29 protein-coding genes are annotated in these 26,091 nt (G+C 69.5%); 16 read left to right on the plus strand and 13 right to left on the minus strand.

From position 1 onward, the window contains the following. Positions 1–42: 42 nt before the first annotated feature. From SK854_RS16875 to SK854_RS16885, 3 genes are all read left to right on the plus strand, one after another. Entirely contained in the window at positions 43–489 is a 447-nt protein-coding gene (locus tag SK854_RS16875; RefSeq protein ID WP_319976041.1) for a carboxymuconolactone decarboxylase family protein, read from the plus strand. Between the two features lie 70 nt (positions 490–559). Continuing rightward, the gene (locus SK854_RS16880) at positions 560–1,480 is read left to right on the plus strand and encodes a MurR/RpiR family transcriptional regulator (RefSeq protein ID WP_319976042.1); all 921 of its coding nucleotides are present in this window, start codon (positions 560–562) and stop codon (positions 1,478–1,480) included. Beyond that, a complete protein-coding gene (locus SK854_RS16885; protein ID WP_319976043.1) occupies positions 1,477–2,388 on the plus strand; it encodes an N-acetylmuramic acid 6-phosphate etherase in 912 nt (303 codons plus the stop codon). Before SK854_RS16880 ends, SK854_RS16885 begins: the two co-directional genes overlap by 4 nt. Here the strand turns inward: SK854_RS16885 and SK854_RS16890 are convergent. Genes SK854_RS16890 through SK854_RS16900 form a run of 3 tightly spaced genes read right to left on the minus strand, consistent with a single transcriptional unit; the run spans position 2,377 to position 4,426 of the window. Next, a complete protein-coding gene (locus SK854_RS16890; RefSeq protein ID WP_319976044.1) occupies positions 2,377–3,501 on the minus strand; it encodes a globin domain-containing protein in 1,125 nt (374 codons plus the stop codon). The genes SK854_RS16885 and SK854_RS16890 overlap by 12 nt on opposite strands. A gap of 11 nt (positions 3,502–3,512) precedes the next feature. Beyond that, on the minus strand, positions 3,513–3,947 hold the full coding sequence (locus tag SK854_RS16895; RefSeq protein WP_319976045.1) for an RrF2 family transcriptional regulator: 435 nt from the start codon (positions 3,945–3,947) through the stop codon (positions 3,513–3,515). Positions 3,948–3,985: 38 nt separating this feature from the next. Then, the gene (locus SK854_RS16900; protein ID WP_319976046.1) at positions 3,986–4,426 is read right to left on the minus strand and encodes an Lrp/AsnC family transcriptional regulator; all 441 of its coding nucleotides are present in this window, start codon (positions 4,424–4,426) and stop codon (positions 3,986–3,988) included. A gap of 105 nt (positions 4,427–4,531) precedes the next feature. On the opposite strand from SK854_RS16900, the gene SK854_RS16905 reads away from it, so the two are divergent. After that, entirely contained in the window at positions 4,532–5,347 is an 816-nt protein-coding gene (locus SK854_RS16905; protein WP_319976047.1) for a tryptophan 2,3-dioxygenase, read from the plus strand. Continuing rightward, positions 5,344–6,444 carry a kynureninase gene (kynU, locus tag SK854_RS16910; RefSeq protein ID WP_319976048.1) on the plus strand — a complete coding sequence of 367 codons (1,101 nt, stop codon included), beginning with the start codon at positions 5,344–5,346 and terminating at the stop codon, positions 6,442–6,444. The genes SK854_RS16905 and kynU overlap by 4 nt, the downstream gene beginning before the upstream one ends. Here the strand turns inward: kynU and SK854_RS16915 are convergent. Beyond that, complete coding sequence (locus tag SK854_RS16915; protein ID WP_319976049.1) at positions 6,434–7,162, minus strand: oxidoreductase; 729 nt, start codon at positions 7,160–7,162, stop codon at positions 6,434–6,436. The two genes, kynU and SK854_RS16915, sit on opposite strands and share 11 nt — an antisense overlap. A 259-nt stretch (positions 7,163–7,421) precedes the next feature. Between SK854_RS16915 and acs the strand changes: the two genes are divergently transcribed. From acs to SK854_RS16935, 4 genes are all read left to right on the plus strand, one after another. Further along, positions 7,422–9,404: an acetate--CoA ligase gene (gene acs, locus SK854_RS16920; protein WP_319976050.1), complete on the plus strand. Its 1,983-nt coding sequence runs from the start codon at positions 7,422–7,424 to the stop codon at positions 9,402–9,404. Between the two features lie 128 nt (positions 9,405–9,532). After that, on the plus strand, positions 9,533–10,690 hold the full coding sequence (gene nhaA, locus SK854_RS16925; protein ID WP_319976051.1) for a Na+/H+ antiporter NhaA: 1,158 nt from the start codon (positions 9,533–9,535) through the stop codon (positions 10,688–10,690). Beyond that, complete coding sequence (locus SK854_RS16930; RefSeq protein ID WP_218164493.1) at positions 10,687–11,127, plus strand: phage holin family protein; 441 nt, start codon at positions 10,687–10,689, stop codon at positions 11,125–11,127. The genes nhaA and SK854_RS16930 overlap by 4 nt, the downstream gene beginning before the upstream one ends. Next, the gene (locus tag SK854_RS16935; protein WP_319976125.1) at positions 11,124–12,041 is read left to right on the plus strand and encodes an alpha/beta fold hydrolase; all 918 of its coding nucleotides are present in this window, start codon (positions 11,124–11,126) and stop codon (positions 12,039–12,041) included. The genes SK854_RS16930 and SK854_RS16935 overlap by 4 nt, the downstream gene beginning before the upstream one ends. Here the strand turns inward: SK854_RS16935 and SK854_RS16940 are convergent. Continuing rightward, entirely contained in the window at positions 12,013–13,497 is a 1,485-nt protein-coding gene (locus tag SK854_RS16940; RefSeq protein WP_319976052.1) for an FAD-dependent oxidoreductase, read from the minus strand. The genes SK854_RS16935 and SK854_RS16940 overlap by 29 nt on opposite strands. A 69-nt stretch (positions 13,498–13,566) precedes the next feature. Here SK854_RS16940 and SK854_RS16945 point away from each other — a divergent pair, with 69 nt between their 5' ends. Beyond that, positions 13,567–14,277 (plus strand): TetR/AcrR family transcriptional regulator, encoded by a 711-nt coding sequence (locus tag SK854_RS16945; RefSeq protein WP_319976053.1) that lies wholly within the window; start codon positions 13,567–13,569, stop codon positions 14,275–14,277. On the opposite strand, the gene SK854_RS16950 is transcribed toward SK854_RS16945, so the two are convergent. Genes SK854_RS16950 through nth form a run of 4 tightly spaced genes read right to left on the minus strand, consistent with a single transcriptional unit; the run spans position 14,255 to position 17,381 of the window. Continuing rightward, positions 14,255–15,442 carry a MarP family serine protease gene (locus SK854_RS16950; protein WP_319976054.1) on the minus strand — a complete coding sequence of 396 codons (1,188 nt, stop codon included), beginning with the start codon at positions 15,440–15,442 and terminating at the stop codon, positions 14,255–14,257. The two genes, SK854_RS16945 and SK854_RS16950, sit on opposite strands and share 23 nt — an antisense overlap. 15 nt (positions 15,443–15,457) lie before the next feature. After that, positions 15,458–16,117, minus strand: a complete 660-nt coding sequence (locus SK854_RS16955) for an NUDIX hydrolase (protein WP_319976055.1) — start codon at positions 16,115–16,117, stop codon at positions 15,458–15,460. After that, positions 16,114–16,677: a TlpA family protein disulfide reductase gene (locus SK854_RS16960; protein ID WP_319976056.1), complete on the minus strand. Its 564-nt coding sequence runs from the start codon at positions 16,675–16,677 to the stop codon at positions 16,114–16,116. Before SK854_RS16960 ends, SK854_RS16955 begins: the two co-directional genes overlap by 4 nt. Further along, the gene (gene nth, locus SK854_RS16965) at positions 16,674–17,381 is read right to left on the minus strand and encodes an endonuclease III (protein ID WP_319976126.1); all 708 of its coding nucleotides are present in this window, start codon (positions 17,379–17,381) and stop codon (positions 16,674–16,676) included. Before nth ends, SK854_RS16960 begins: the two co-directional genes overlap by 4 nt. Positions 17,382–17,517: 136 nt before the next feature. On the opposite strand from nth, the gene SK854_RS16970 reads away from it, so the two are divergent. The 3 genes from SK854_RS16970 (at position 17,518) to SK854_RS16980 (ending at position 20,425) form a co-directional block, all read left to right on the plus strand. Then, complete coding sequence (locus SK854_RS16970) at positions 17,518–17,757, plus strand: hypothetical protein (protein ID WP_093594399.1); 240 nt, start codon at positions 17,518–17,520, stop codon at positions 17,755–17,757. Positions 17,758–17,939: 182 nt separating this feature from the next. Beyond that, on the plus strand, positions 17,940–18,614 hold the full coding sequence (locus tag SK854_RS16975) for a Crp/Fnr family transcriptional regulator (RefSeq protein WP_030477589.1): 675 nt from the start codon (positions 17,940–17,942) through the stop codon (positions 18,612–18,614). 563 nt (positions 18,615–19,177) lie between these two features. Continuing rightward, positions 19,178–20,425 carry an MFS transporter gene (locus SK854_RS16980; RefSeq protein ID WP_319976057.1) on the plus strand — a complete coding sequence of 416 codons (1,248 nt, stop codon included), beginning with the start codon at positions 19,178–19,180 and terminating at the stop codon, positions 20,423–20,425. A 54-nt stretch (positions 20,426–20,479) separates the two neighbouring features. Here the strand turns inward: SK854_RS16980 and dnaN are convergent, their stop codons facing one another. Continuing rightward, positions 20,480–21,571 (minus strand): DNA polymerase III subunit beta, encoded by a 1,092-nt coding sequence (gene dnaN, locus SK854_RS16985; RefSeq protein ID WP_319976058.1) that lies wholly within the window; start codon positions 21,569–21,571, stop codon positions 20,480–20,482. 68 nt (positions 21,572–21,639) lie between these two features. Here dnaN and SK854_RS16990 point away from each other — a divergent pair, with 68 nt between their 5' ends. Continuing rightward, entirely contained in the window at positions 21,640–22,008 is a 369-nt protein-coding gene (locus SK854_RS16990; protein ID WP_319976059.1) for a hypothetical protein, read from the plus strand. A 47-nt stretch (positions 22,009–22,055) separates the two neighbouring features. Here the strand turns inward: SK854_RS16990 and SK854_RS16995 are convergent, their stop codons facing one another. Together SK854_RS16995 and SK854_RS17000 are read right to left on the minus strand one after the other, a co-directional pair. Further along, positions 22,056–22,946 carry a Gfo/Idh/MocA family protein gene (locus tag SK854_RS16995; protein WP_319976060.1) on the minus strand — a complete coding sequence of 297 codons (891 nt, stop codon included), beginning with the start codon at positions 22,944–22,946 and terminating at the stop codon, positions 22,056–22,058. Positions 22,947–22,960: 14 nt separating this feature from the next. Beyond that, entirely contained in the window at positions 22,961–23,317 is a 357-nt protein-coding gene (locus tag SK854_RS17000) for a hypothetical protein (protein WP_319976061.1), read from the minus strand. Positions 23,318–23,368: 51 nt separating this feature from the next. Between SK854_RS17000 and SK854_RS17005 the strand changes: the two genes are divergently transcribed. Next, positions 23,369–24,160 carry an NUDIX hydrolase gene (locus tag SK854_RS17005; protein WP_406601785.1) on the plus strand — a complete coding sequence of 264 codons (792 nt, stop codon included), beginning with the start codon at positions 23,369–23,371 and terminating at the stop codon, positions 24,158–24,160. Beyond that, a complete protein-coding gene (locus tag SK854_RS17010) occupies positions 24,157–24,966 on the plus strand; it encodes an MBL fold metallo-hydrolase (RefSeq protein WP_319976063.1) in 810 nt (269 codons plus the stop codon). Before SK854_RS17005 ends, SK854_RS17010 begins: the two co-directional genes overlap by 4 nt. Here the strand turns inward: SK854_RS17010 and SK854_RS17015 are convergent. Further along, the gene (locus SK854_RS17015; RefSeq protein WP_319976064.1) at positions 24,960–26,090 is read right to left on the minus strand and encodes a hypothetical protein; all 1,131 of its coding nucleotides are present in this window, start codon (positions 26,088–26,090) and stop codon (positions 24,960–24,962) included. The genes SK854_RS17010 and SK854_RS17015 overlap by 7 nt on opposite strands. Position 26,091: the final 1 nt, after the last annotated feature.

Consider the following 26,091-nt stretch of genomic DNA (forward strand, 5'->3'; position numbering starts at 1 on the left):
TGCACCATGCCCAGGGCCAATCAGCGTCATAGGTTTCTACCCATGACGAACCGCATCGACCTCGCCAAGAAGGCGCCGAAGGTCTACCGCGCCATGATCGCCCTCGACGCCGCCGCTCGCGAGGGGCTCGACGAGCAACTCGCGGAGCTCGTCCGCATCCGCGCCTCCCAGCTCAACCACTGCGCCTACTGCCTCAACATGCACACGGTCGACGCCCGCAAGGGCGGTGAGACCGAGGCCCGCATCTACCTGCTCAACGCGTGGCAGGAAGCCGGTGACCTCTACACCGAGAAGGAGCAGGCCGCACTGCAGCTGACCGAGGCCATCACGGTCCTGAGCAGCCACGAGTACGTCAGCGACGAGGTCTACGAGCGCGCCGCGAAGCACTTCGGCGAGGAGGAACTGGCGCAGCTCATCGCGCTGATCTTCACCATCAACTCGTGGAACAGGATCGCGGTCTCCACCCGAAAGGTGCCCGACGTCCACTAGGACCTGCCGAGAGAGTGACTTTCGGACACACTCCGTTGACCGTCGCAGTGGCGGTTAGTAAGTTTCCCACGTGTCCACTGAAAGCAGTGCCGAGTCCAGTCCACTGGTGAAGATCCGGTCGTTGCTGCCGGGTCTCGCGCGCGCTGAACAGCGCGTCGCGAAGGTGGTCCTGGAGAACCCCGGAACTGTCGCGCACCGCAGCATCACCGAGGTCGCCGAGCAGGCGGGCACGAGTGAGACGACGGTGACGCGGTTCTGCAAGGCCATCGGCGTGGGTGGATATCCGGAGCTGCGCATCGCGCTGGCCGCCGACACCGCCCGCAGCCAGGCCAGGGCCAACCACGACATGGGTGGCGACATCGGACCGGGCGACGACCTGAAGCAGGTCGTCGGCAAGGTCGCGTTCGCCGACGCCCGCGCCGTCGAGGAGACCGCGGAGCAGCTCGACATCGAGTCGCTCGACAAGGTCGTCCAGGCGGTCGCGGGCGCCCGTCGTGTCGACGTGTACGGCTTCGGCGCTTCGGCGTTCGTCGCGTTCGACATGCAGCAGAAGCTGCACCGCATAGGCCTCACCTGCTTCGCGTGGAACGACACGCACATCGCGCTGACGTCGGCCGCCGTGCTGACCGCCGCCGACGTCGCCGTGGGCATCTCGCACACCGGCTCGACCTCGGAGACCGTCGAGGCCCTCCGCGTCGCCCGCGAGACCGGCGCCACCACCGTCGCGCTGACGAACTTCCCGCGCTCGCCGATCACCGAGGTCGCCGACCACGTGCTGACCACGGCCGCGCGCGAGACCACGTTCCGCTCCGGCGCGATGGCGAGCCGCATCGCGCAGCTCACGGTGATCGACTGCCTGTTCATCGGCGTCGCCCAGCACCACGTCGATTCGGCGAAGACGGCGCTGGAGGCGACCTACGAAGCGGTGTCCGGCCACCGGCTCGGCGCCAGACCAGACGGCAGGCGACGGCCTCGGGAGACGTCTAAATGATCTCCCCCCGGAACGGTGTGGTGGTGCGCGTGGAATCTCCGACCGAGCAACGGAACCCGCGCACCACGGACATCGACCGGGTGCCCACGATCGACGTGCTGCGCATGATCAACGACGAGGACCGCACGGTCCCGGCGGCGGTCGCGGAGGCGCTGCCGGACCTGGCCCGCGCGGTCGACCTCGGCGTCACGGCGATCATGTCCGGCGGCCGCGTGCACTACGTGGGCGCGGGCACGTCCGGCCGGCTGGCCACGCTGGACGCCGCTGAGCTGGTGCCCACGTTCAACGTCCCCGCCGACTGGTTCGTCGCCCACCACGCCGGCGGTCCGGAAGCCCTCGTCCGTGCCGTCGAAGAGGTCGAGGACCACTCCGGAGCAGCCCAGATCCGCCGCCACGCCACCGGAAAAGACCTGGTCGTGGGCGTGACGGCGTCCGGGCGCACGCCGTTCGTGATCGGTGCCCTGCAAGAGGCTCAAGCGCTTGGGGCCCACACGGTGCTGGTGTCGAACAACGCGTCGGTGCCGTTCACCCCGGACGTCCTCGTCACGCTGAACACCGGTCCCGAGGCCATCGCCGGCTCCACGCGGATGAAGGCGGGATCGGCCCAGAAGCTGGTCCTGACCTCGTTCTCCAGCGCGGTGATGATCAAGCTCGGTCGCACCTACTCGAACCTGATGGTCAGCATGCGCGCCACCAACGCGAAGCTGCGCGGCCGGACGATCCGGATCCTGCACGAGGCCACCGGCCAGCCGGAGACGGCGTGCGAACAGGCGCTGGCGGACGCGTCCGGCGACCTCAAGGTGGCGTTGGTGCACCTGCTCTCCGGCGCACCGACCGAAAGTGCGGCCGCTGCCCTGGAGGACACGAAAGGCCACGTCCGCAACGCTCTGGACCGGCTAGCCGGCTGACACGACGTCCGGCCCGAACACCTCGTAGTGGATGTCGGTGACGCCCGCTGCGAGCAACTGGGCCCGCACCGCGCGCAGGAACGGCACCGGCCCGCACAGGTACGCGGTCGTGTTCGCCGGGATCTCGACCCCGCCGAGATCGACCAGCCCGGTCCGTTCGGCAGGCCACTCCCCGATCGGCCGCTCGTAGAAGACGTGCGCCCGCGCGTCTTTCAGCTTGGCCACGAGCTGGGCGAGCTCGGCGCGGAACGGGTGCGAGAGCTGGTCCCGGTCACCGTGCACCGCGACCACCTGCCGCGGTGAGTCCGTGGCGGCCAGTTCGGCCAGCATCGAGATCATCGGCGTGCAGCCGATTCCCGCCGACGCGAGCAGCACCGGGCCGTCACCGGGTTCGAGCGTCACGTCCCCGCAGGGCTGGCTGAGCTTCAGCGTGCTGCCCACCGGCGCGAAGTCGTGCAGGCGGTTCGACACCTCGCCGTCCCGCTTCACCGAGAACTGCAGCGCGTCGTCGGTCCGTCCGGAGAGGCTGTACTGGCGGATCTGCCGGGCGCCGTCGGGCAGCGGGAGGTGCACCGACACGTACTGGCCCGGCTTGCTCGGGGGCACCGGCCCGCTGACCGGCCTGACCACGAACGTCGCCACCTCGTCGGTCTCCTGGAACCGCGCGATCACCCGGTACTCCTGCTGACCCCTGGGCAGGAACCGCTCCAGGGAGATCAGCGTGTCGGCCATCAGCCAGTAGACCTCGCTCCAGGCGGCCGCGATGTCCGGCGTGACGTCCAGGACCTCGGCGACGGCACCGAGCAGGTGCTCGTGCACGACCGCGTACTGGCCGGAGGTGACGCCGATCGAGACGTGCTTGTGCGCGATGCGGCGCAACATCGCCTCCGGCTGCTGCCCGGCGAGCAGTCCGGTCGCGAAGACCGCGATCGACCCGGCCAGCGCCTGGGCCTGCGTGCCGTTGGCCTGGTTGCCGCGGTTGAACATGATCCGAAGCAGGATCGGGTGCTCGGCGAACAGGCGGTCGTAGAACAGCCGGCTGATCTCTCCGATGGCGGCGCCGACCGCGGGCAGCGTGGCCTCGACCAGTTCGGCGGACTTCGGGGACAGCATCGACGAGCTCCTCACTTCTGCCCCAGGCTGAGCAGAACCGGGCCGGTGGGTTGAGCGACGAGGTCCCCGACGGACAACGGATCTAGTGAGGCGTAGAAGGCTTCCTGAGCCTCGCGCAACGCGTGCCGCAACCGGCAGGCGGAGCTGAGCGGGCAAGGCAGCTCGCCCTCGCAGTCTACGACGTCACCGACGCCCTCCAGGTCGCGCATGAGGCGTCCGATCGAGCTATTTCGGCCCGCGGCGGTGAGCGTCAGCCCGCCTCCCCGGCCACGCCGCGCCTCGACCACGCCGAGGTGCTGGAGCTGGGCCACGACCTTGGCGGCGTGGGTGTACTGCACGCCCATGACATCGGCGACTTCCCGCGTGGTCGGGTTGGCGGAGTCGTCGACGACGGCCAGTCGCATCACGATCCGCAGCGCGATGTCGGTGCTCTTGGTCAGCCTCACGCGACCGAGGCTAGCTTAATTGGAGTCTTAGATGCATGTTATCCGGGCAACACCGGACGCCACGGGATCGGCGTCGACAGCACCATCGCGCTCGACGTCTCCCCGTGACTCGCGAGCCGCACCAGCAGCCGTTCCAGCTCCAGGATCGACGTCGTCACGACCTTCACGACCGAGCAGATGTCGCCGGTCAGCCGCACGACCTCGACCACCTCCGGGCAGTCGTCGAGCAACTGCGGGTGCACCGTGATGCACCGCGGGCCGTAGCACTTCATGCGCACCAACGCGACGACTGGACGTCCGACGACGGTGGGGTCGACCACGGCGCGATAGCCGGTGATCGCGCCCATGTTCTCCAGCCGGCGGACCCGTTGCGCGACCGTCGGCGGCGAGACGTGGACTCGGCGCGCGAGCTCGTTGTAGGACAGGCGCGCATCCTCTTGGAGCGCCTCCAACAGGGCCTTGTCGACGTCATCCAACATGAACGCAAAGCTACTCGGCGATCTGTTTTGCAATCAGAAGAAGTTCGGCTCGAACGCCTTTCATCGTCCATTCAGGTGACGGGCTGTTCCGGCAACGATTGACCCATGAGCTGCCCCGTGTCCCCCAAGCTGGATTTCGGCGGCACCACGCCGTACGAGGACTACGTGCACGCGTCGGTGTTGCACACCCTTCAACAGCAGTGGTCCAAAGATCCCCGCGAGATGTCGTTCCTGGTCATCACGCAGGTGATGGAGCTGTACTTCGGCCTGCTCTGCTTCGAGTGGAGGCAGGCCCAGACCGAGCTTCGCGCCGACGACGTGCGGGCGGCCGTGCGCACGCTCCGGCGGTCCGACCTGCACCTCCAGGCGCTCTCCGCGGCCTGGCGGCCGATCGCGCGGATGACGCCGACCGAGTTCAACTCGTTCCGCGACGCGCTCGGCGAGGGGTCCGGCTTCCAGTCGGGCATGTACCGCGAGATGGAGTTCCTGCTCGGCGAGAAGTCCGCGTCGATGCTCGTGCCGCACCGGGCCGTTCCCGCGATGCACGAGCAGCTGGAGAAGTCGCTGGCCCTGCCGTCGCTCTACGACGACGTGCTGGCGGCGTTGAAGCGCAAGGGTTTCGACGTTCCCCAGACCGTGCTGGACCGCGACCTGACCAAGGCCTACGAGCCGTCGGCCGAGGTCGAGCAGGTGTGGGCGGCGATCTACCGCGGCAACGACCGCGACCTGCTGGAGCTGGGCGAGGCGCTGACCGACATCGCCGAGGAGTTCGCGCGCTGGCGCTACGACCACCTGCTCGCGACCCGGCGTTCGATGGGCTCCAAGGTGGGCACGGGCGGCTCCGCTGGTGTCGCATGGCTGGAGAAGCGCACCCAACGAGCGGTGTTCCCCGAGTTGTGGACCGCGAGGAGCTACGTGTGAGGCGCGAGCTGTTCGACATCCCCGAAGGCGTCATCTACCTCGACGGCAACTCCCTCGGCGCACCGCCGAAGCACGTCGCCGAGCGCATGCAGGAGGTCGTGAAGCACCAGTGGGGCACGCGGCTGATCCGGTCGTGGAGCGAAGGCTGGTGGGAGGCGCCGCAACGGGTCGGTGACCGCGTCGGCCGGCTGATCGGAGCCGCTCCCGGACAGGTCGTGGTCGGCGACTCGACGTCGGTCAACGTCTACAAGGCGTTGATGGGCGCGGTGAAGGGCACCGAACGCACCGAGATCGTGTGCGACGAGTCGACGTTCCCCACCGACGGCTACATCGCGCAGTCGGTGGCCTCGCTGACCGGCCTGAAGATCCGCGCCGCGCATCCGTCCTCTTTGGACCTGACCGAGGACACCGCCGTCGTGTTGCTCAACCAGGTCGACTACCGCACGGGCGCGCTGCACGACATGAAGGCGCTCACCGAGCAGGCGCATGCCGTTGGCGCACAGGTGGTCTGGGACCTCTGCCACAGCGCGGGCGTGCTGCCGATCGAACTGGACGCGCTCCAGGTCGACTTCGCGATCGGCTGCACCTACAAGTTCCTCAACGGCGGGCCGGGCTCGCCCGCGTTCATCTACGTGCCGAAGCACCGGCAGGCGACGTTCGAGAACCCGTTGTCGGGCTGGAACGGCCACCGCGAACCGTTCGGCATGAAGCCGTCCTACGAACCGGACGCCGGTATCGCCAGGGCACGGGTCGGCACGCCGGACATCCTGTCGATGCTCGCGCTCGACGCCGCACTGGACGTCTGGGACGACGTCGACCTGGCTGAACTGCGGCAGCGCGGCCTGGCGCTGACCGCGTTGTTCCGCGAGCACGTCGAGAAGCTCACGAACCTCGAAGTGATCACGCCCGACCAGCGAGGCAACCAGATCTCGGTCCGCTGCCCCGACGCCAGGAACGTCATGGACGAACTGATCGCGCGCGGAGTCATCGGCGACCACCGGCCGCCGGACGTCCTGCGGTTCGGTTTCGCCCCGCTCTACGTCACCGACGAGGACGCGATCAAGGCCGCGGAAACCCTCGCCGAGATCACCCGGTGAGCGCGGCGTCCGCGATGCTCTTGGCCTCGCGGGCGCCCGCCTCCAGCGACGAGCACACGAACAGGATCCACTGGGTCAGGCCCTCCAGGGACCCCGACGCGAACGCCACGGAAGCGGCCTCGTACTCGGACGACCGCCGCAGGCACGCAACCTCGGGCACGCCGAGGCCCTTGGGATCGAGGCCGGTGGAGATCGACGTCATCCGAGCCGCGGCACGGGCGATCACGCCGTTGGCGACGTCGAACGGCGCCAGCCCGAGCAGTTCGCCGTGCACGACGGCGACGACGATCGGCGCCGGCACGGACGTTCCGCCGGTGACCAGCGTGCCGAGCATGTCGAGCCGCTGCGAGACGTCCGCGGAGACGCGCGGCCGGCCGACTTCGGCGGAGAGGTCCGCGGCGGCGAGAACGTGCAACCGCGCGAGGGCCTGCAACGGCGCGCGCTGCCAGGTGCCGACGAGCCCGCCCAGCGCCTCGGCGATCCGCAAGGACCCGGCCAGCACCGGATCCGAGACCTCGCCGGACTCCGGGATCTCGGTCGGCCCGCCCTCCAGCGCCGCCGACGCACGGGCCGCACGGACGGACGCCTCCGCCGCCGTCGTGGCCCAGCCACGCAGGTTCACCCGATGGCGGTGCACCTGGAAGACGGCGTCCTTGGCGGCGTTCGCGGCGTCAGCCACACCGGGCAAGGAAAGCAGCGGAGCGAGAGGATCGGTCACGGTGGCGCAGAGTACCTGACCAGGTGAAACGCGTGACCCAGCTCACTGACCGGACCGCTGAGCGCGCAACTGCGCCCGTTCAACGCGCCACACGTGCCCGGACCAGACAAAACGGGTTACACAATGACAGCCGTGTAACCGACCTCCCAAGATTGGTCTGAACCTTTCTGGGGAGGAGCCTGTTGGAAGTGAGCTGGCTCGCACTACGGTCAGTACCCGCATCCCCAACCGGTCTGGACATTCCAGGAGGTCTCGCACCATGACGCAGTCGCCAGGCCAGGGCAACGCTCTGGACAACCTGCTCACGGAGAGCAGGACGTTCCCGCCTTCCGACGAGTTCGCGGCACAGGCGAACGCACAGCCCGAGCTGTACGAGGAGGCGAAGGCCGACCGCGAGGCGTTCTGGGCGAAGCAGGCGGAACGGCTGCACTGGGACACCAAGTGGGACCAGGTGCTCGACTGGTCGGACGCGCCGTTCGCCAAGTGGTTCGTGGGCGGCAAGCTCAACGTGGCCTACAACTGCGTCGACCGCCACGTCGAGTCCGGCCACGGTGACCAGGTCGCCATCCACTGGGAGGGCGAACCGGGCGACTCCCGCGCCATCACCTACGCCGAACTGCAGCGCGAGGTCTCCAAGGCCGCGAACGCGTTGACGTCGCTGGGAATCGGTGCGGAGGACCGCGTCGCGATCTACATGCCGATGGTCCCCGAGGCGATCTTCGCGATGCTCGCGTGCGCTCGCGTCGGCGCGTTGCACAACGTCGTGTTCGGCGGCTTCTCCGCCGAGGCGCTGCGCACCCGCATCCAGGACTCCGCGTGCCGGCTCGTGATCACGACCGACGGCCAGTACCGCCGCGGCACCCCGGCTCCGCTCAAGCCCGCCGTGGACGAGGCCGTCGCCGACGCGCCGTCCGTGGAGAAGGTCATCGTCGTCAAGCGCACCGACACCGAGGTCGCGTGGACCGACAAGGACGTGTGGTGGCACGAGCTGGTGGACTCGCAGTCCGACCAGCACACCCCCGAGGCGTTCGACGCGGAGCACCCGCTCTTCATCCTCTACACCTCGGGCACCACGGGTAAGCCGAAGGGCATCCTGCACACGTCCGGCGGATACCTGACGCAGGCGTCGTACACGCACCACAACGTGTTCGACCTCAAGCCGGACACCGACGTGTACTGGTGCACCGCGGACATCGGCTGGGTCACCGGCCACAGCTACATCGTCTACGGCCCGCTGTCGAACCGCGTGACACAGGTCGTCTACGAAGGCACGCCGAACACCCCGCACGAGGGCCGCCACTGGGAGATCGTGCAGAAGTACGGCGTCTCGATCTACTACACGGCGCCGACGCTGATCCGCACCTTCATGAAGTGGGGCGCGGACATCCCGGCCAAGTTCGACCTCAGCTCGTTGCGCGTGCTGGGTTCGGTCGGCGAGCCGATCAACCCCGAGGCGTGGATCTGGTACCGCGAGAACGTCGGCGGCGGCAAGGCCCCCATCGTGGACACGTGGTGGCAGACCGAGACCGGCGCGATCATGATCTCGCCGCTTCCCGGCGTCATCTCGACGAAGCCCGGTTCGGCGCAGCGCCCGCTGCCCGGCATCGGCGCGAAGGTCGTCAACGACGAGGGCGTCGAGGTCCCGGCCGGTGGCGGTGGCTACCTGGTGCTGGACGAGCCGTGGCCGTCGATGCTGCGCGGCATCTGGGGCGACGAGGAGCGCTACCGCGACACCTACTGGTCGCGTTTCAAAGAGCAGGGCTTCTACTTCGCCGGTGACGGCGCGAAGTACGACGCCGACGGCGACATCTGGCTGCTCGGCCGCGTCGACGACGTGATGAACGTGTCCGGTCACCGCATCTCGACCACCGAGGTCGAGTCGGCGCTCGTGTCGCACCCGACCGTGGCCGAGGCCGCCGTCGTCGGCGCGTCCGACGACACGACCGGCCAGGGCATCGTGGCGTTCGTGATCCTGCGCGGTGGCGCGGGTGCGGACGCCGGCGGCGCGGACGCGATCAAGGCGCTGCGCGACCACGTGGCCAAGGAGATCGGCCCGATCGCGAAGCCGCGCCAGATCATGGTCGTGCCGGAGCTGCCGAAGACGCGCTCGGGCAAGATCATGCGCCGCCTGCTGCGCGACGTCGCCGAGAACCGCGCGGTCGGCGACGTGACGACGCTGGCCGACTCGTCGGTCATGGACCTGATCTCGGCGGGTCTGCAGTCGGGCAAGGCCGAGGACTGATTTCCGCGGCAAACGTGACGGGCGCCCTCACTCGAGGGCGCCCGTTGGCGTTAAGATCGCATCTAGGTGAGCCGGGAAGTCTGGTCGGCACGAGTATTCGTGTACCTGTCGACCGCCCTGGGAGCCCTGTGTCCGGCAAGATCGCTGACTTCGCCCGTTACCTCCGCACCGAGACCGTCGGTGGCATGGTGCTGCTCGGCGCCACGGCCGTGGCACTGCTGTGGGCCAACTCGCCTCTTTCCCCCGCGTACTTCGGGCTGAGGGATCTGCACCTCGGGCCGTTGAGCGTCGGCGACTGGGCCAAGGACGGGCTGCTCGCGGTCTTCTTCTTCGTCGCCGGGCTCGAACTGAAGCGCGAGCTCGTCGTCGGTGAGCTGTCGAACTTCAAGGCCGCGATCCTGCCGATCATCGCGGCGATCGGCGGGATGATCGTGCCCGCGCTGGTCGCGCTCGGGATCGGCTGGGGGCAGCCGGGGATCGAGAAGGCCTGGGCGATCCCGGTCGCGACGGACATCGCGTTCGCGCTCGGCGTGCTGGCGCTGACGGCGTCGGGGCTGCCGTCGAGTCTGCGGGTGTTCCTCCTCAGCCTGGCCGTGGTGGACGACCTGGGCGCGATCGTCGTGATCGCGATCCTGTTCACGGCGAAGTTCAACCTGCTCGCGGCGGGTGCGGTCGTGCTGCTGCTGGCGCTGTACTGGTTCCTCCAGCACAAGAGGATCACCAGCGCCTGGATCTACGTGCCGATCGCGCTCGCCACCTGGTGGTTCATGCACGAGTCGGGCGTCCACGCCACGATCGCGGGTGTCGCACTGGCGTTGCTGACGCGGGTGCGGCGCGACCCGTACGAGCAGGAGGCGCCGGCCGTGCGGCTGGAGCACCGGCTGCAGCCTTGGTCGGCCGGGGTGGCCGTGCCGGTGTTCGCGCTGTTCGCGGCGGGTGTGCCAGTGGGTGCCGAGGCGTTGGGGAAGCTCTTCGACGACAAGATCGCGATCGGCGTGATGGTGGGGCTGGTCGTCGGCAAGGTGGTCGGGATCGTGGGGGCTTCGGCGCTCGCCGTGTGGTTCAAGGCGGCGGTGTGGCCGTCCGGGGCGGGGCCGCGCGACATCGTGGCGGTGGCGACGCTGGGCGGCGTCGGGTTCACCGTCAGCCTGCTGATCGCGGAACTCTCACTGGATCAGGCGGAGACCGCGAAGGCGGCTGTGTTGCTCGCCTCGATGATCGCGTCGCTGCTCGCCGCGGTGTTGCTCATTCGCCGGAGCCGGGCGCATGGCACCATGTCCGAGTGACCACCAGGGAACACATCGCGTCGATTCCGCTGACCGCAGACGACCCGACGGCCGAGGCGTCGCTCGGCGGTCTCGTCCGTGATGCGACCGCCCACGTGTCGACCTTGGTCAGAGCAGAGGTCGAGCTCGCGAAGGGCGAGATCACGGCCGAGATCAAGAAGGGCGTGAAGGGCAGCGTCTTCTTCATCGTCGCGCTGACGATCCTGTGCTTCAGCCTGTTCTTCCTGTTCATGGCCCTCGGGTTCGGCTTCGCCGAGTGGTTCGGCTGGGGCTACTGGGCCGGCTTCGGCCTCGTGTTCGGCGTGATGCTGCTCAGCGCCGTCGCCTTCGCCTTCCTCGGCTACCGCAAGGTCAAGAAGATCAGGGCGCCGGAGAAGTCGATCGCGGCCGCGAAGGACACGGTCGCGGCCCTGACGCGCAGGGGCGACGACAACTGAGCCGCAAACCCGACCCGTCCGTCGTGCGGGTCGCGGGTCCGTGGACGCACCGCGACGTCTCGGCCAACGGCATCCGCCTGCACGTCGCCGAACTCGGCGAGGGACCTCTCGTGCTGCTCCTGCACGGGTTCCCCGAGTTCTGGTGGTCGTGGCGGCACCAGCTGACCGCACTGGCCGAAGCCGGCTATCGCGCGGTGGCGGTCGACCTGCGCGGCTACGGCGACTCGGACAAACCCCCGCGCGGCTACGACGGATTCACACTCGCGGGTGACATCGCGGGCCTGATCAAGGCGCTCGGCGCCCCACGCGCACACCTGGTGGGTCACGCGTGGGGCGGCGCCACGGCGTGGACGGTCGGCGCGATGCATCCGCGTGTGGTTTCGTCGATCTCCGTGCTGTCCGCACCGCACCCTCTGGTGACGCGCCGGGCGTTCCGCCGCCATCCCCGGACGAACTCCCACGTGCTGCGCTTCCAGCTGCCGATCCACCCGGAACGCTGGCTCACCGGCGAGAACGGCCTGCAGGTCGCCAAGCTGCTGTCCGCGTGGACCGGGCCGAAGTGGCGGACGGCGCCCGAGTTCGACGAGGTCATCCGCCGCTGCCGGCAGGCGATGACGATTCCGGGCGTCGCCCACAGCGCGCTGGAGTACTACCGCTGGGCGGTGCGCTCGCAGCTGCGCAGCGACGGCCGCCGGTTCGCCGAGGCCGTCGACAAGCCGATCCAGGTGCCGGTGCTGCAGATCCACGGCGCGCTGGACCCGATCGCGCCGGAGGCCTCAGCGCTCGACTCGCGGCCGTGGCTCGGCGCCGGGTCGGAGTTCCGGAGCCTGCCCGAGGTGGGGCACTTCCCGAACCAGGAGGCGTCCCACACCACGAGCAGGTTGATCACCGAGTTCCTGCAGAAGACGAGCTGAACGCGTTCTTCAGGGTGCCGGTCGGATCGTCCGGCAGGTCCGTCGAGCGCCAGGCGACGTAGCCGTCCGGCCGGACCAGCGACGCGCCCTTCGCGGACAATCCGAACACGTCCAGCCGCTCGATCCGTTCGTACCGGACGCCGCTTCGCTGAGCCGCTTCCTCCCACTGCGGGTGGTCGGCGACGAGCACCCAGCGGCGCTGGAACAGGTCCAAGGTGGACTTGCCCGGCTCGATCCACACGTGCGGGGCCCTGGTGCCCGGCTGGCCGTTCCACTGCTCGGGGAGCTGGGCCGGCGGGAGTTCAGGGCCCGCGCCGAGCACCGCGTCCGAGCGGTAGAGAACGCCGTAGTGCATCGCGTTGTTGTCGATCAAGGGCGCGTCCTCCGGCTCGCCGTCGCGGTTGTGGCCGTCGTTGCGCGCGAAGATCTGCTGGTGGCAGAGGGTCGCGACCGGGCGCCGTTCCGCGTCGTAGGTGTCCAGCAGGGACGGTCGTGACTCGCCGTTGATCACTGCCGCGAGCTTCCAGGCGAGGTTGTGCGCGTCCTCGATGCCGACGTTCGCCCCGAACCCGCCGCGGCTCGGCGGCAACGTGTGCGCGGCGTCCCCAGCCAGGAAGATCCGGCCGTCGCTGAACCGGTCGGCCACCCCCGCGCTGATCGTCCAGCGGCCCGTCGTGATGATCTCGATCTCCAGGTCGTCGCGGCCGATGGCCTGGACGATCTTCTGCCGCAGTTCGGGCTCGGTGTACTCGCGGTCGTCGAGCATCAGCACCCAGCGGCCGTCGCCGTAGGTGGTCAGGAAGCCGACGCCGTCGATGACGAACTGGCCGATGCCGTCCTTCAGGTACTCCTGCAGCGGCGCGCGGAACAGCACGCTGCGGGACGTGTGCATGAAGCCGCGGCCGGTGCGCGTGATGCCGAGCCGCTCGCGGACCGGGCTGCGGTGACCGTCGGCCGCGACCAGGTAGTCGGCGCGGATCTCGTACGGCTCGCCGTCGCCCTGCACGATCGCGGTGACACCTTCGTCGTCCTGCGAGAACTCCAGCATCCGCGTGCTCATCCGGATGTCCGCGCCCAGCTCGCGGGCCTTGTCGCGCAGGAGCGGCTCCATCTTGTCCTGGGCCACCCCGACGCCCTTGGACGGCGAGTACTCGATGTCGGAGAGCTCGGCCGGTGGCGTCCAGAAGGTCTCGTCGTACTTCTTCCCGATCAGGCTCTCGGCCCGGACCCGCCGGACGCCGAAACCCTTGGTCATCCTGCTCACCGGCAGCTCGCCCTCCAGGCCGACCGCGCGCAGCAACTCGCCCACCCGAGCGTTGAAACCGACCGCCCGCGGGTGCGGTGAGCTGCCCGGATGCTTCTCCACCAGCGTCACGTCCACCCCGCGCCACGCCAGGAACAGCGCGGCCGACGTCCCCGCCAGTCCCCCACCTACGACCAGCACCGAAGTCTTCATCGCATCCTCCCGATACGCCGTATCACTCGATACACTGTATCGCAGATAGACGGTGTATCGTCCAGTCCGATGTCGAACGAACTCGTGTGGGACCGCCCAGAGCCGCCCAGCAAGCCGTCACCGACCCCGTTGAGCAGGGACCTGATCGTGGAGGCCGCGATCAGGCTCGCCGACGAGGGCGGGCTCGACGAGGTGTCGTTGCGCAAGGTCGCCGCCGCGCTGAACGCCGGTCCCATGCGCCTGTACGGCTACATCGAGACCAAGGACGAACTGCTCGACCTCATGGTCGACGAGGTCTACGGCGAGATCGCGCTGCCGGAGCCGGGCACCGAGTGGCGCACGGCCCTGACGCGGATCGCCCACGGCATGCGAGCGGCGGCGAAGCGGCACCCGTGGTTCATCGACCTGCTCGGCGGCCGCCCGCACCGGGGCCCGAACTCGCTGGCGCACATCGAGGCGTCACTGGCCACCCTCGACGACAGGCCCGAGTTCCCCACCATCGACGACGTGCTCGGCGCGGTCAGCACGGTGATGGCGTTCGTCCACGGCGCCGTCCGCAACGAGATCACCGAGGCCCGCGACGAGCAGGCCAGCGGCATGACCGAGGAGCAGTGGCAAGCCGCCTCGGGCCCCTACATGCAGCGGATGCTGGCCACCGGGAAGTTCCCGAGGCTCGCCAGGGTCATGTACGACGCCGAACACACGAACGCCGCGTCGTGGTTCGACACCGGCCTGAGCTACGTGCTCGACGGCATCGCTACGAGGCACACCCCTGCGTAGACGCCCTCTTGGTCAGGGTCGGCGCCTTCTGCACCATCGACTGCACCTGCTGGGCCGTGAGCACGAAGCCCGTCTCCGGGTCGTCGACCGCGGCACCGAACACCACGCCCATCACCCGGCCGTTCGGGTCGACCAGCGGGCCACCCGAGTTGCCGGACCTGACCTCGGCGCGAACCGTGTAGACGTCTCGCGTGACCGTCTGGGCGTCGTAGATGTCCGGGCCGCGCAGCAGCGGAATCCGCTCGCGCACCCGTGCCGGCGAGGACTTGTACGGGCCGTCGAGCGGGTAGCCGAGCACGATGCCGTCCTCGCCCGGCTGCACCTCGTCCGAACGGAACTGCAGCGGCGTGGCCTCCAGGTCCGGTACCGCGAGCACGGCGATGTCCGTGCGCGGGTCGTAGGAGACGACCGTCGCGTCGAACTGGCCGCGGCCGACCTCGACCGTCACCTCGTTCGTGCCGGCGACGACGTGCGCGTTCGTCATGACCCGCTCGGGCGCGATGACGAATCCGGTGCCTTCCAGCGCACGGGAGCACGACGGCGCACGACCGCGGACCTTGAGCACGCTCGCCTGAAGCCGTTTCGCGACCGGGGAGTCCGCGAGCTGGCTGTTCGGCGGCTCGACGTCCTTGAGCGGCGTGCGGTTGAACGGGTCCATCGCCTGCGGGAAGCCCGAGACGTCGAAGAGCTTCTGCAGGTCGCCGGACAGCACGCGGGCGGCCTGGGGCATGGTCTGGTCGACCTTGCCGAGGATCACCGACTGCTTGAGCGACGAGGTGAGGTCCGGCAGGCCGACGACCGAGGTCAGCGGGAGAGCGATCATCCACGCGACGATGAAGACGACGAAGCCCTGCACGATCGCGCCCAGCGCGTTGTCCGCGCCGCGCAACGGCGACGCGTTGACCCGAGCCTTGATCGTCCGGCCGATGTACACGCCGATCGTCTCGCCGAGCGCCACGAGCAGCACCACGACGCCGACCGCGAACACGACCTTGGTGACGACGTTCTCGAACTGGGACACCAGCAGCGGAGCGATCTGCGTACCGAGGATCAGGCCGACGAGCACGCCGACGAACGCAGGCAGCGCGACGACCATGCCTTGCCTGGCCCCGGACAGCGCGGCGATCGCGGCAAGGCCCAGCACGAGCAGGTCAACCCAGTTCAACCCGAAACCTCCGCCTCACTGTGTAGCGCGCAACGCTAGTTCAAGGTCACGCACATCGGTCGCATCCCAAGGCTGTTCCCAGCCACCGAGTGCGATCAGGCCGTTGATCAACCCCGCGGTGAATCCCCACACCAGCATGCCCGGCGCGGAGAAGGCCGCTCCGACGTAACCCGCGGGGTGACGCACCCGGAACCTGTTGGCAGGATCGGCGAGGTGCGCGACCGGCACCCGAGCGACCGCGGCGGTCTCCGCCGGATCGACAGGTGCGACGGGGCTCGGCTGTTCCCAGTAGGCGAGCACAGGCGTGACCACGAACCCGGACACCGGCACGTACAGCTCCGGCAGCAAAGCAAGTGGTCTCACTCCTGGCTCAAGTACACCGGTCTCCTCGTAAGCCTCGCGTAATGCCGTGCCCACCGGCCCGTCGTCGGTGTCGTCGCACGCGCCGCCGGGGAACGCGACCTGACCCGGATGCGAGCCCAGCGTGTCCGAACGGCGCAGCAGCAGGATGTCGGGCCCGTGCTCCTCGTTGTCACCGAACAGCATGAGCACGGCCGCCTTGCGCACGCCGTCCTGCGGCGCACGCGGGACCCGCATGAACGTCTGTGCGTCGATCTCCTCAGTGGCCTTGGCCAGGCGCTGCATCCAGTCGGGTGGCTCTGTCGCCTCCGTCATCGAACCGCCTTCTCCACCTGTTCCGGCGCGGTGAAGTACGGCGGATCGGTGATCTGCCGGACCTGACCGTCCGCTGATACGTAATACGTAGCGGGAAGCGTTATCGGCGCCTTGACTCGCTTGCGCAGTTCGTCGGCTTCGTCGTGAACGGACGGCAACCGCACGCCGAGGCGGGCGAGCAGCTCCAGGCCGTCCGCCTCCCTGCTCTCCACAAGAACTGGGACGACCGGCACGGCACCTGGTTGCTTCGCATAGGTTTCCAGCACGGGCAGCTCCTCCTGGCACGGCTGGCACCAGGTCGCCCAGAAGTTGATCAGGAGCGGCCCCTTCAGCGCGAGGTCCGTCCGGGTGCCGTCGCCGAGGCACGTCACCCCCACACCGCCTTCCGCTCCCGGCACGCACGGCCGGAGCTGGGCCTGTGCGCGCAACGCGCCCATGTCCTGCGTCGGGCGGGCGGACGTGGGCGGCGGCCCCGGCGATTCGTCACGGGGCCACAGCGCCACGACGCCCGCCACGCCGAGGACGAGCACGACGGCGAGCCAGCGCGTGCGGTTGTTCACCCCCCTAGCTTCTCACCGGCCCGTACTCGCTCGGCGAGCTCGATCAGGTGGGGCTTCTCGTCGCCCTTCACGAGCTTGGCCGCTTTGTCCGGGTCCTCCGGTCCGAGGCCGTACGACGGGCAGTCCTTCATCAGCAGACAGGCTCCGCACGCAGGGGTTTTGGCGTGGCAGACGCGGCGGCCGTGGAAGACGATCCAGTGCGAGGCCATGGTCCAGTCGCGCTTCTCGATGAGCTCACCGATGGCGTGCTCGACCTTGACCGCGTCTTCGAGATCGGTCCAGCCCCAGCGGCGCACGAGGCGGCCGAAGTGGGTGTCGACTGTGAGCCCGGGCACATCGAACGCGTTGCCGAGAACCACGTTGGCCGTCTTGCGTCCTACACCAGGGAGCTTGACCAGCTCCTCCATGTTGCCGGGGACCACACCGTCGTGATGCTCCACAAGAGCAGCACCGAGACCCATAAGAGACGTCGCCTTGTTCCGGAAGAAACCGGTGGGGCGGAGCATCTCTTCGAGTTCCGTCCGGTCGGCGCCGGCGTAGTCGGCGGCCGTCGGGTACTTCATGAAGAGCGCGGGAGTGACCTCGTTGACCTTCTTGTCGGTGCACTGCGCGGACAGAATGACCGCCACGACGAGCTCGAGCGGCGTGGTGAAGTCCAGCTCGCAGTGCGCGTCGGGGTATCCCTCGGCCAGCACGCGCACCATCCGGCGGGCCCTGCGGGTCAGGCCGAGTTTGGTTTCCGGTTTCTTGGTTGCGGGCACTGATCCAGAGTAGTCAACACGCCGGACCCACCCCCTAGATCCGCACTCGAATCCCTCATGCGCCAGACTTCGGAGCATCATGACTGCCTGGTTTGTGATCGTCGTTCCGATCGTGATCATGTTCTTCGCGCTCTTCATGGAGCGCGTCGAAGCGAAGCTCCGGCACGTTGCCGTGCAGGAGAACGAGGTCGAGGAGTTCCTGGAGTCCGCCAGGCCCGAAGAGGTCAAGGCGCTCTACGGACACGGCATCGGTCGCGCCCTTGACATGTTCCGTCTCCGCCGCCGCGGCCGCGGTGGCACGCGCAAGCGCGTCCGCTAGATGGCGTAAGCTGGCTCGTTGGGCTTCTGGATCGAGCCAGTCGGGTTGTTCCTAGTAAGACGGCGAGCCGAGCGGCGATCCACAAGAGAGCCCTTAGACTGCAACGCAGTGATCGGCGGCACGGCGCTGACTCCACCAAAGATGGTGGTAGGCGTGCCGTCGCGTCGATTAGGAGGGACGAGGTGGACGAGACCCTGGCGCGAGCGGGCATCTTCCAGGGGGTGGACCCGGCGGCCGCAGAGGCGCTGGCGACGACCCTTGAGACGGTGGAATTCCCGCGTGGCCACGTGATCTTCGCGGAGGGTGAGCCGGGCGATCGCCTGTACATCATCCAGTCCGGCAAGGTGAAGATCGGCCGCAAGTCGCCGGACGGCCGCGAGAATCTGTTGGGGATCTTCGGGCCCTCCGACATGTTCGGCGAACTGTCCATTTTCGATCCTGGCCCCCGCACGTCGACCGCGACGACGGTGACCGAGGTGCGCGCGGTGTCCATGGACCGCCCCGCGCTCCGACAGTGGATCACCAACCGGCCGGAGATCGCCGAGCAGTTGCTGAGGGCCCTGGCCCGCAGGCTGCGCCGGACGAACTCCATGCTGGCGGACCTGATCTTCACGGACGTGCCCGGCCGCGTCGCCAAGGCGTTGTTGCAGCTCGCGCAGCGCTTCGGCTCGCAGGAGGCCGGCCTGCTCCGCGTCACGCACGACCTGACGCAGGAGGAGATCGCCCAGTTCGTCGGCGCGTCCCGCGAGACCGTGAACAAGGCCCTGGCCGACTTCGCGCACCGCGGCTGGCTGCGGCTCGAAGGCAAGAGCGTGCTGATCCTGGACCCGGAGCGCCTCGCGCGCCGCGCCCGCTAGTCAGAACGCAGCACTGAACGCAACGGAGCCCCGGGCAGTCAACGGGGCTCCGTGCGCGTTCAAGCCACGAACACGCAACCAAGCACGCCACGGATCTCCGCTTGGCGAGCCAGGCATCCGCGAGTTCGCGCTGGTCATCCGTTCGCCTCTTCGTCTCGATTCGGCGAAGCCCAATCGGGGCGAAGCGGCGGGCGGATGACCAGCTCCTCGGCGAACGAGCCGGAGTCTGCGGAGCAGCGACCAACACAAAGGACCGGGCGCCACCCCCGACGTGGCGCACCGGTCCTTTGTGTTGCACGGCCCATCCCCCGACGAACCGTGCCTTCCATCCCTCTGGCGCGCAGGCCCCGACCCTCAAGCCAGAGGTTGGTCTCGGTTGGCGAGTCAACTTTCGCATGTCGGCACCCCGACTGCTCAAGCCCTTTCACCCTCAAGGACCTCGTGTGTGGCCGATTCGTTGCATGTTTCACCCGGTCATCCCATTCCCGTGACCCAATCGCAACCGTCGTGACCCTGCGCACCCGATCTGGTACATCCGTACCAACTTTGGCATACTGGTACACATGTCCCACTCCGCCCGCCTCTCCGACTACCGCGCTGCCCTGACGACTCCCGGTATGCGCGGCCCCGTGGTCGCGTCTCTGCTCGCCCGCCTGCCCATCGCGATGGTCGGGCTCTCGCTGCTGCTCTACGTGGAGCGCGCGACGGGATCGTTCGCGGTCGCCGGCATGGTCTCGGCGGCGGCGCTGACGGGTGTGGCTCTCGGTTCCGTCGTGCAGGGCCGGCTGATGGACCGCTTCGGTCCCACCCGCCCGCTGCTCGGGGTGACCGGGTTGTTCGCCTTCTTCGTGACCGTCTCCGTGCTCGCCGTCGAGGCGGGCGCGTCGGTGTTCGTGCTGGTCCCGCTGGCCCTCGGCGTCGGCGCGACCGAGCCGATGGTGGGCTCTGCGTCGCGTGCGCTGTGGGAGCGGATGGTCCCGGCCGGCCCGACGCGGATGGCGGGCTACGCCTACGAGGCGATCAGCATGGAGGTCTTCTTCATCCTCGGACCTGGTCTCGCCGGTCTGCTGCTGGCCGCGCCGTGGGCGGGCACCGGTGTCGTCGTCGGCGCCGTGCTGATGGTCGTGGGCGCGCTGTGGTTCGCCTTCAACCCCGTCGTGCGCGCGTGGGGTCCGGTCGTGCAGGCTCCGCGCCCGTTGCTCGGCGCGTTCGCCTACCCCGGCATGCGCACGGTGGCACTGGCCGCGCTGGGCTTCGGCGTGACCATCGGCTTCGTCGAGGTGGCCGTGCCCGCGTTCGCGAAGGCCGTGGGCCAGCCCTCGATGGGTGGCCTGATGCTGTCGCTGTGGTCGATCAGCTCGGTGGTGTTCGGCGTGCTCTACGGCATGCGCCCGTGGCCGCGCCCGATGCACCTGCGCCTGCCGGTGCTGCTGGGCGGCTTCGCGCTGCTGGCGTTCCTGCTGGCCATCCCGGCCACGCTGATCGGTCTGGGCGTCGCGCTGTTCTTCGTCGGCACGCTGATCACGCCGCAGTCGACCGCGCACTCCGCGGCGATCGAGCAGGTCACGCCGAACGGCATGGCCGCGGAGGCGTTCGGCTGGGTGATCACCTCGGTGACCATCGGCCTCGCCATCGGCCAGGGGCTGTCCGGTCAGCTGATCGAGCACTTCGGCACGCGGCCGGCGTTCGTCGCGTCGGGCGTCGCCGGGCTGCTGATCGCGCTGGCTGTCTGGCTGCTGCGCGGCACCGTGCAGCGCGGCGTGCCCGCTGAGGTGCCGGCCCGGTCCGAAATGGAACTCGCGGCCCGCTGAGCCAGTTCGTTCGCGGCAGGGCCCGGAGGCGAAAGCTTCCGGGCCTTTCGCGTTCTAGGCCACCGAACGCATCGGCACCACGAGGTAGGTGAGCTCGACGCCGTCCTCGCCCGGTGGCGACGTCAGCACCGTCGAACGCAGGCCGTCCTGGATCTTCAGCTCGATCCGGCGGCCCGCGAACGCCTTCAGCGCGTCCGCGAGGTAGCGGGACTGGAACGTCTTGGTCAGCCGGTCGCCCTCGACCGTGGCCTTGACGAACTCCTCCGACTCGCCCTGCTGCGGGTCGCTGCCCTTGACCCGGATCTCCGAGTCCTCGACCTGGATGGTCACGGCCTGGTGCGGGCCGCCGTAGGGCGTGGCTCTGCGGACGGCGCGAGCCAACGCGTCCGCGTCCACGAGCACCGTGCTGTCGATGACTGCCTCCAGAAGTCGGCGCGCGCGGTCGTCCGGGAACGGAGCGGCCAGCAGCGCGGTGGAGATCGAGTTGTTGCCCCAGGCGAGGCCGATGCGGTCCTCGTTCGCGTGCAGGGCTACCTGGTTCGTCGCTTGCCGGGCCGCCTCGACGATGGCCTTCGCAGGTACCAACAGGTCGAGTTGACCATGTTGTTCCCACGGGAGTGTGGCGTAGGCCATGCGGTAGCGGTCGGTGGCCATGAAGTGCAGCCGGTGGGCGTCCGACTGGATCCGGATGCCGGTGAAGATCGGCAGCGCGTCGTCTTTCGACGCCGCCCCCGCGACCGCCGCGATGGTCCTGAGCGTGGCGGCGTCCACGTGGCCCTGCAGCTTCGGCAGCGCCGGGACGCCGGGGTGGTGGGCGAGGTCGAGGAGCGGGATCGCGAACCTCGACGTGGGCGTGCGGATCGCCAGCCGCTGCCCCTCGACCTTGAGCCTCACCTGCGGGTCGTCGAGCGCCTGAAGGGTCGCGGCCAGCGGCTTCCCCGGCACGAGCACCTCGCCCTCGGTGTGCACCGTCGCGTTGACGCTCAGGCGCACACCGTGTTCCTGGTCGCTGCCCGCGACCTCCACGTCCATGCCGGCCTTCAGGCGGAGACCGGCCAGCACCGGGTCGAGCACGCGGGTCGGCAGCAGCCGCGCCACCTCGGCGGCGGCACCGGCGAGCTCGGCTGTCGTGGCGGTGAGGTCCATGCTCTGGACGCTAGCGGGCACCCCTGACAATTTCGGGCGCCCTGGTTCTGGCTGGACGGAGTGAAGTCGTGGACGAGCGTCTGATCTGCGCGAAGCATCTCGGTTCGGGACCGCTGGCCGGTCCGGTGGTGTTCGCCGACGACCTGGTGGTCGTGTCGCACCGGCCCGGTGAGGTGCTGGGGTACCTGTTCGTGGAGACGCGCCGGCACGTGGCCGCCCTGGACTTGCTCACCGTGACCGAGGCGGAGGCCGTCGCGCGGGCGGTGCGGCTGGCGGCGGTCGGGCTGCGGGCCGAACTGGATCCGGAGTTCGTGTTCTCGGCTGTGGCCGGGCGGGTCCGTGGCGCACTTTCACCAGCACGTGTTCGTCCGGCATCGAGGGACGCCGGACGAACTGGCGTGGACCGAGGTGGAGTGGGCCGGGGCGCCTCGGGGTGATGCGGCGGAGCTGTGCGCGAAGCTCCGCCCGCACTTCCGGTGAGACCTCAGGCGCCTGCCTTGCGGCGCGCCAGATCGATGATCCGCTGCAGGTGCAGCCCGCGCCGCACGTCGCACTCGTGCGTCGTGGTGCCGCTGTCCGCCATCGCCACGAAGTCGTCGAGCAGGTTCGTGAAGCACTCCAGCGCAGGCGTGTCGCGGTTCGTCAGGGTGCGGTGGCCCTCGGTGCCGAACACGGTGAAGTCCGCGAACGGGGGCTGCATCGGCAGGGAGAGGCACAGCGAGACGGTGCTGGTGGCGCCGCCCGCGTGTTGCAGGATCAGCTGCCACAGACCGGTGTCGGTGACGTTCGCCGCCAGCACGTCGGTGATCTCGCCCAGTGCCGCGTCCAGCAGGTCGAACGCGTGCGGGCCCACGTCGTCCAGCGCGCCCTTGTCGTGGCGCCACGGGGAGTTCGAGAACGGGCCGTCCAGCAGCGCGCCGGAGATCCAGCGGCTGTCGGCGCCGGTCCAGCCGCCGGTGCGGTGCAACTGGGCCAGCATCTGCTTCGTTTCCGGGGCGTAGCGGCGGGTCAGGACGACCAGGGACGCCACACCGGCCTCGGCGACCGCGGCAGCCAGTTCCTCGGCCACCTCGACGGATTCCGCGATCGGCTTCTCCAGCACCAGGTGCTTGCCGGCGCGCGCGGCCTCGATCGCCATCGGGCCCTGCACGCCCGGCGGCACGCAGAACGCGACGGCGTCCACAGTGGACAGCATCGCGGTGTAGTCCTCGAACGGTTCCGCGCCGAAGGAGGCAGCCAGTGACGCGGCCGCTTCCTGGCGGCGCGCCCACACACCCGTCAGCGTCGTGCCCGGATGGTTCGCGATGCCAGGGGCGTGGATCATCTCGGCCCACGGGCCCGCACCGACAAGTCCTACGCGCAGCTGTTCGTCCACTCGCACATCCTGCCTCAGGAGTAACTGGCCTTGGGGACGAAGATCTCGCCCCCGTTGTCGAACTTCAGGCGCAGGCCGTCGCCGGACTGCTCTCGTTTCGGGTCGTGGCCCCAGCCGCTCGGCACCGTCACCACGTGGCCGCGGTCCGGTGTCGGGCCGAGCCAGATCTCGTAGGAGGTGCTGCCGACGAGCCGCTCGACCTTCTTCACGTACACGCCCGGCGAGGTCGACGTCGGGTCGACGCTGATCACGGTCGTGCTGTCCGGCACGAACATCACCACGCCCGCCACCGCGGTCAGGCCAGTGCCCATCACCGCGCCCAGCAGGAACAGCAGGATCTTCACCAGGCAGCCGGAGACGTTCGTCGCCATCACACCATCCTCAGGTCGGCACGGTCGTACGCTCGCAGGATGCCCGACGACATGACCTTGCCGGGAAACCTGGTACCCGCATCGCCGGTCTCCCAACCCGATCAGCCCGCCGCGGCACGGGACGCCGTCACCGTGGTCCTGCTCCGCGACGGCGCCGAGGGCCTCGAAGCCTTCCTGTTGCGCCGCGTGAAGGGCATGGCGTTCGCGGGCGGCATGACCGTGTTCCCCGGCGGTGGAGTCGACCAGCGCGACGCCGACACGTCCGTCGCGTGGACGGGCCCGCCGCCGCAGTGGTGGGGCGAGATCTTCGGCGTCGACGCGGCCACGGCCCGTGCGTTCGTGTGCGCCGCCGTGCGCGAGATGTTCGAGGAGTCCGGTGTCCTGCTCGCGGGCCCCGACGCCACCTCGGTCGTCGCGGACACCTCGGCGTTCGCGGAGGCTCGTCAGCAACTCGTGGACCGCGAGATCTCCCTCGCCCAGTTCCTCGCCGCCGAGAACCTCGTCCTGCGCGCGGATCTCCTGCGGCCGTGGGCGAACTGGGTCACCCCGTACGAGGAGCCCCGCCGCTACGACACCCGCTTCTTCGTCGCCGCCCTGCCGTCCGGGCAGAAGGCCGACGGCGAGACGACCGAGGCGTCCGACGCGGCCTGGCAGACCCCAGCGGAAGCCGTCGAGGACGCCCAGGAGGGCCGTCGCATGCTCATGCCGCCGACCTGGCGCACCCTCGACGAGGTGGGCGCTCTCGGCAGCGTGGAGAAGGTCATGGCCGAGGAGCGCAGCGTCGAGAAGATCATTCCCAAGCTGATCCGCGACGGCGACGTGATCCGGGTGGTGTTCCAGTGAGCGGCTCCCCGCTGATCGGCGCCCGCGCCGAGCACCCCCGCTACGGCGAACTCCGCCAGGTCACGGACCACGCCGCGGTGCTGCTGGCCGACAACCCGTCGCCGATGACGCTCGACGGCACCAACACGTGGCTGCTCAAGGCACCGGACGCGACGTCGTTCGTCGTCATCGACCCCGGCCCGCTCGACGACGCGCACCTGAAGCGCATCGCGGCTGTCGGCCCGATCGCCGAGATCCTGCTGACCCACGGCCACCCTGACCACTCCGAGGGCGCGCGTGCGTTCGGTGAGCTGGTCAAGGCTCCGGTGCGCGCGCTCGACCCGTCGTTCACCTATGGCTCGGAAGGCCTCACCGACGGGGACGTGATCACCAGCGCCGGCCTGGAGCTCCGCGTCCTGGGCACGCCCGGCCACACCAGCGACTCGCTGTGCTTCGTGATCGACGGCGAGGCCGTGCTGACCGGCGACACGGTCCTGGGCCGCGGCACGACGATCGTGGCCCACCCGGACGGCAAGCTGGGCGACTACTTCGAGTCGCTCAAGCTGCTCGCCGAGCTGCCGGACAACACTGCGGTTCTACCTGGCCACGGCCCGGAACTCGCGGACGCCGGAGAGGCCGCCCGGATGTACCTCGCCCACCGCACGCAGCGCCTGGAACAGGTCCGCAAAGCGGTGCAGGCGCTGGGCGGGTCACCGACCCCGCGGCAGGTCGTCGAGGTCGTCTACGCGGACGTGGACAGGGTGCTGTGGCCCGCCGCCGAGTGGTCGGTGCGGGCCCAGCTGGAGTACCTGCGGACCGGTTACTGAGGCTGGTGGCCGTTGTTCGTGGCCCCGAACGCCGACTGACGCGACGAGGACCTGTCGATCTGCCAGCGACCGCTGTCAGGCCCCTTCGCACCGGTCTGCTCCCGCTGCGCCAGCTCCTCGTGCAGCTGCTGCAGCAGGGCCCGCTCGCGCTCGCTGAGGTTCGCGTCCACCGAGGACGGCTCCGCGGGCTCGGCGAGGGCGGCCTGCAGGGCCGCCAACTCGTCGGGCTTGAGCTCGGTCGTGATCTCGGCGCGGTTGATCGGGACGGGTTCGGGAAGCGCCTCGATCTCGGGCTCCACGGGGGCCCTCGGGATGCGCTTCACGGGCTTGGGCGGGAAGGGCTGCGAGCCCTCCAGCGCCGTCGGTGCGGAACGTGCGCGTCGTGAGCCGGTCTCTTCCAGTTGCTCCGGCGCCGGTGTCGGCTCGGCCACCGGCGCCGGAGCGGGAAGCTCCTCGGCTGGCTGGTCGAACCAGGCTTGCTGCTGCTGGGAGACGTGGTCGGCCATCATCGGGGCGGGAGCGCCGGAGATCGGCACCGCCATCGAGGACGTCACGGCGGACGCGTGGTAGTCGCTGAGCTGCACACCGGTGGTCAGCACCTCGACCGCGGCGCGGACGCCGGCCTTGCGCAGCACCGAGTCGACCCGGTAGGCGGTCGCGGGCGCGAAACCCTGCGGACCGATGTCCACCAGCACGACCCGCTGTGGCAACGGGCCGGGCGTGGAACCCGTGGGCGAGGAACGCCAGACGCACCGCACCGAGCGGATGTCCGGGAGCACCGACACCGCGCGGGCCAGATCGCCCGCGATGTCCGAGGCCGGATCGGTCTCGGAGGTGAAGCGGTGCCTGATGAACGGCAGCATCTCGACCACCGGCAGGCGGTCGGTCAGCGCCGCGTCCGAGCGGACCTCGTGGAGGATCCACGTGATGGCCGCGCGCTCGTCCGGCAGCACCGGGATGCCGCCCGCGAGGAGCGTGCCCAGGAGCAGCTCGATCGAGCGATCCAGTTCTCCGACCGCGAGGAACTCGCGGGCCTGCGACAGGGCGGCGTCGTCGACCCGCCCGGCCATCGACAGCAGGAGATCGTGGAGACGGACCGGCAGGCCGACACCGTCGTTCGTCACG

Source organism: Lentzea sokolovensis (assembly GCF_033949975.1).
GTDB lineage: Bacteria > Actinomycetota > Actinomycetes > Mycobacteriales > Pseudonocardiaceae > Lentzea > Lentzea sokolovensis.

What these genes read in the sequence shown, in the direction of transcription:
- dnaN (WP_319976058.1), bottom strand. Translation starts at nt 21,571, where the DNA reads ATGGACCTCACCGCCACGACAGCCGAGCTCGCCGGTGCCGCCGCCGAG.
- SK854_RS17000 (WP_319976061.1), bottom strand. Translation starts at nt 23,317, where the DNA reads ATGGCGACGAACGTCTCCGGCTGCCTGGTGAAGATCCTGCTGTTCCTG.
- SK854_RS16970 (WP_093594399.1), top strand. Translation starts at nt 17,518, where the DNA reads ATGACTGCCTGGTTTGTGATCGTCGTTCCGATCGTGATCATGTTCTTC.
- nth (WP_319976126.1), bottom strand. Translation starts at nt 17,381, where the DNA reads ATGGTGCGCGTGCTGGCCGAGGGATACCCCGACGCGCACTGCGAGCTG.
- SK854_RS16905 (WP_319976047.1), top strand. Translation starts at nt 4,532, where the DNA reads ATGAGCTGCCCCGTGTCCCCCAAGCTGGATTTCGGCGGCACCACGCCG.
- SK854_RS16890 (WP_319976044.1), bottom strand. Translation starts at nt 3,501, where the DNA reads ATGCTGTCCCCGAAGTCCGCCGAACTGGTCGAGGCCACGCTGCCCGCG.
- acs (WP_319976050.1), top strand. Translation starts at nt 7,422, where the DNA reads ATGACGCAGTCGCCAGGCCAGGGCAACGCTCTGGACAACCTGCTCACG.
- SK854_RS16875 (WP_319976041.1), top strand. Translation starts at nt 43, where the DNA reads ATGACGAACCGCATCGACCTCGCCAAGAAGGCGCCGAAGGTCTACCGC.
- SK854_RS16980 (WP_319976057.1), top strand. Translation starts at nt 19,178, where the DNA reads ATGTCCCACTCCGCCCGCCTCTCCGACTACCGCGCTGCCCTGACGACT.
- SK854_RS16945 (WP_319976053.1), top strand. Translation starts at nt 13,567, where the DNA reads ATGTCGAACGAACTCGTGTGGGACCGCCCAGAGCCGCCCAGCAAGCCG.
- SK854_RS17005 (WP_406601785.1), top strand. Translation starts at nt 23,369, where the DNA reads ATGACCTTGCCGGGAAACCTGGTACCCGCATCGCCGGTCTCCCAACCC.
- SK854_RS16955 (WP_319976055.1), bottom strand. Translation starts at nt 16,117, where the DNA reads ATGACGGAGGCGACAGAGCCACCCGACTGGATGCAGCGCCTGGCCAAG.
- SK854_RS16885 (WP_319976043.1), top strand. Translation starts at nt 1,477, where the DNA reads ATGATCTCCCCCCGGAACGGTGTGGTGGTGCGCGTGGAATCTCCGACC.
- SK854_RS16940 (WP_319976052.1), bottom strand. Translation starts at nt 13,497, where the DNA reads ATGAAGACTTCGGTGCTGGTCGTAGGTGGGGGACTGGCGGGGACGTCG.
- SK854_RS16900 (WP_319976046.1), bottom strand. Translation starts at nt 4,426, where the DNA reads ATGTTGGATGACGTCGACAAGGCCCTGTTGGAGGCGCTCCAAGAGGAT.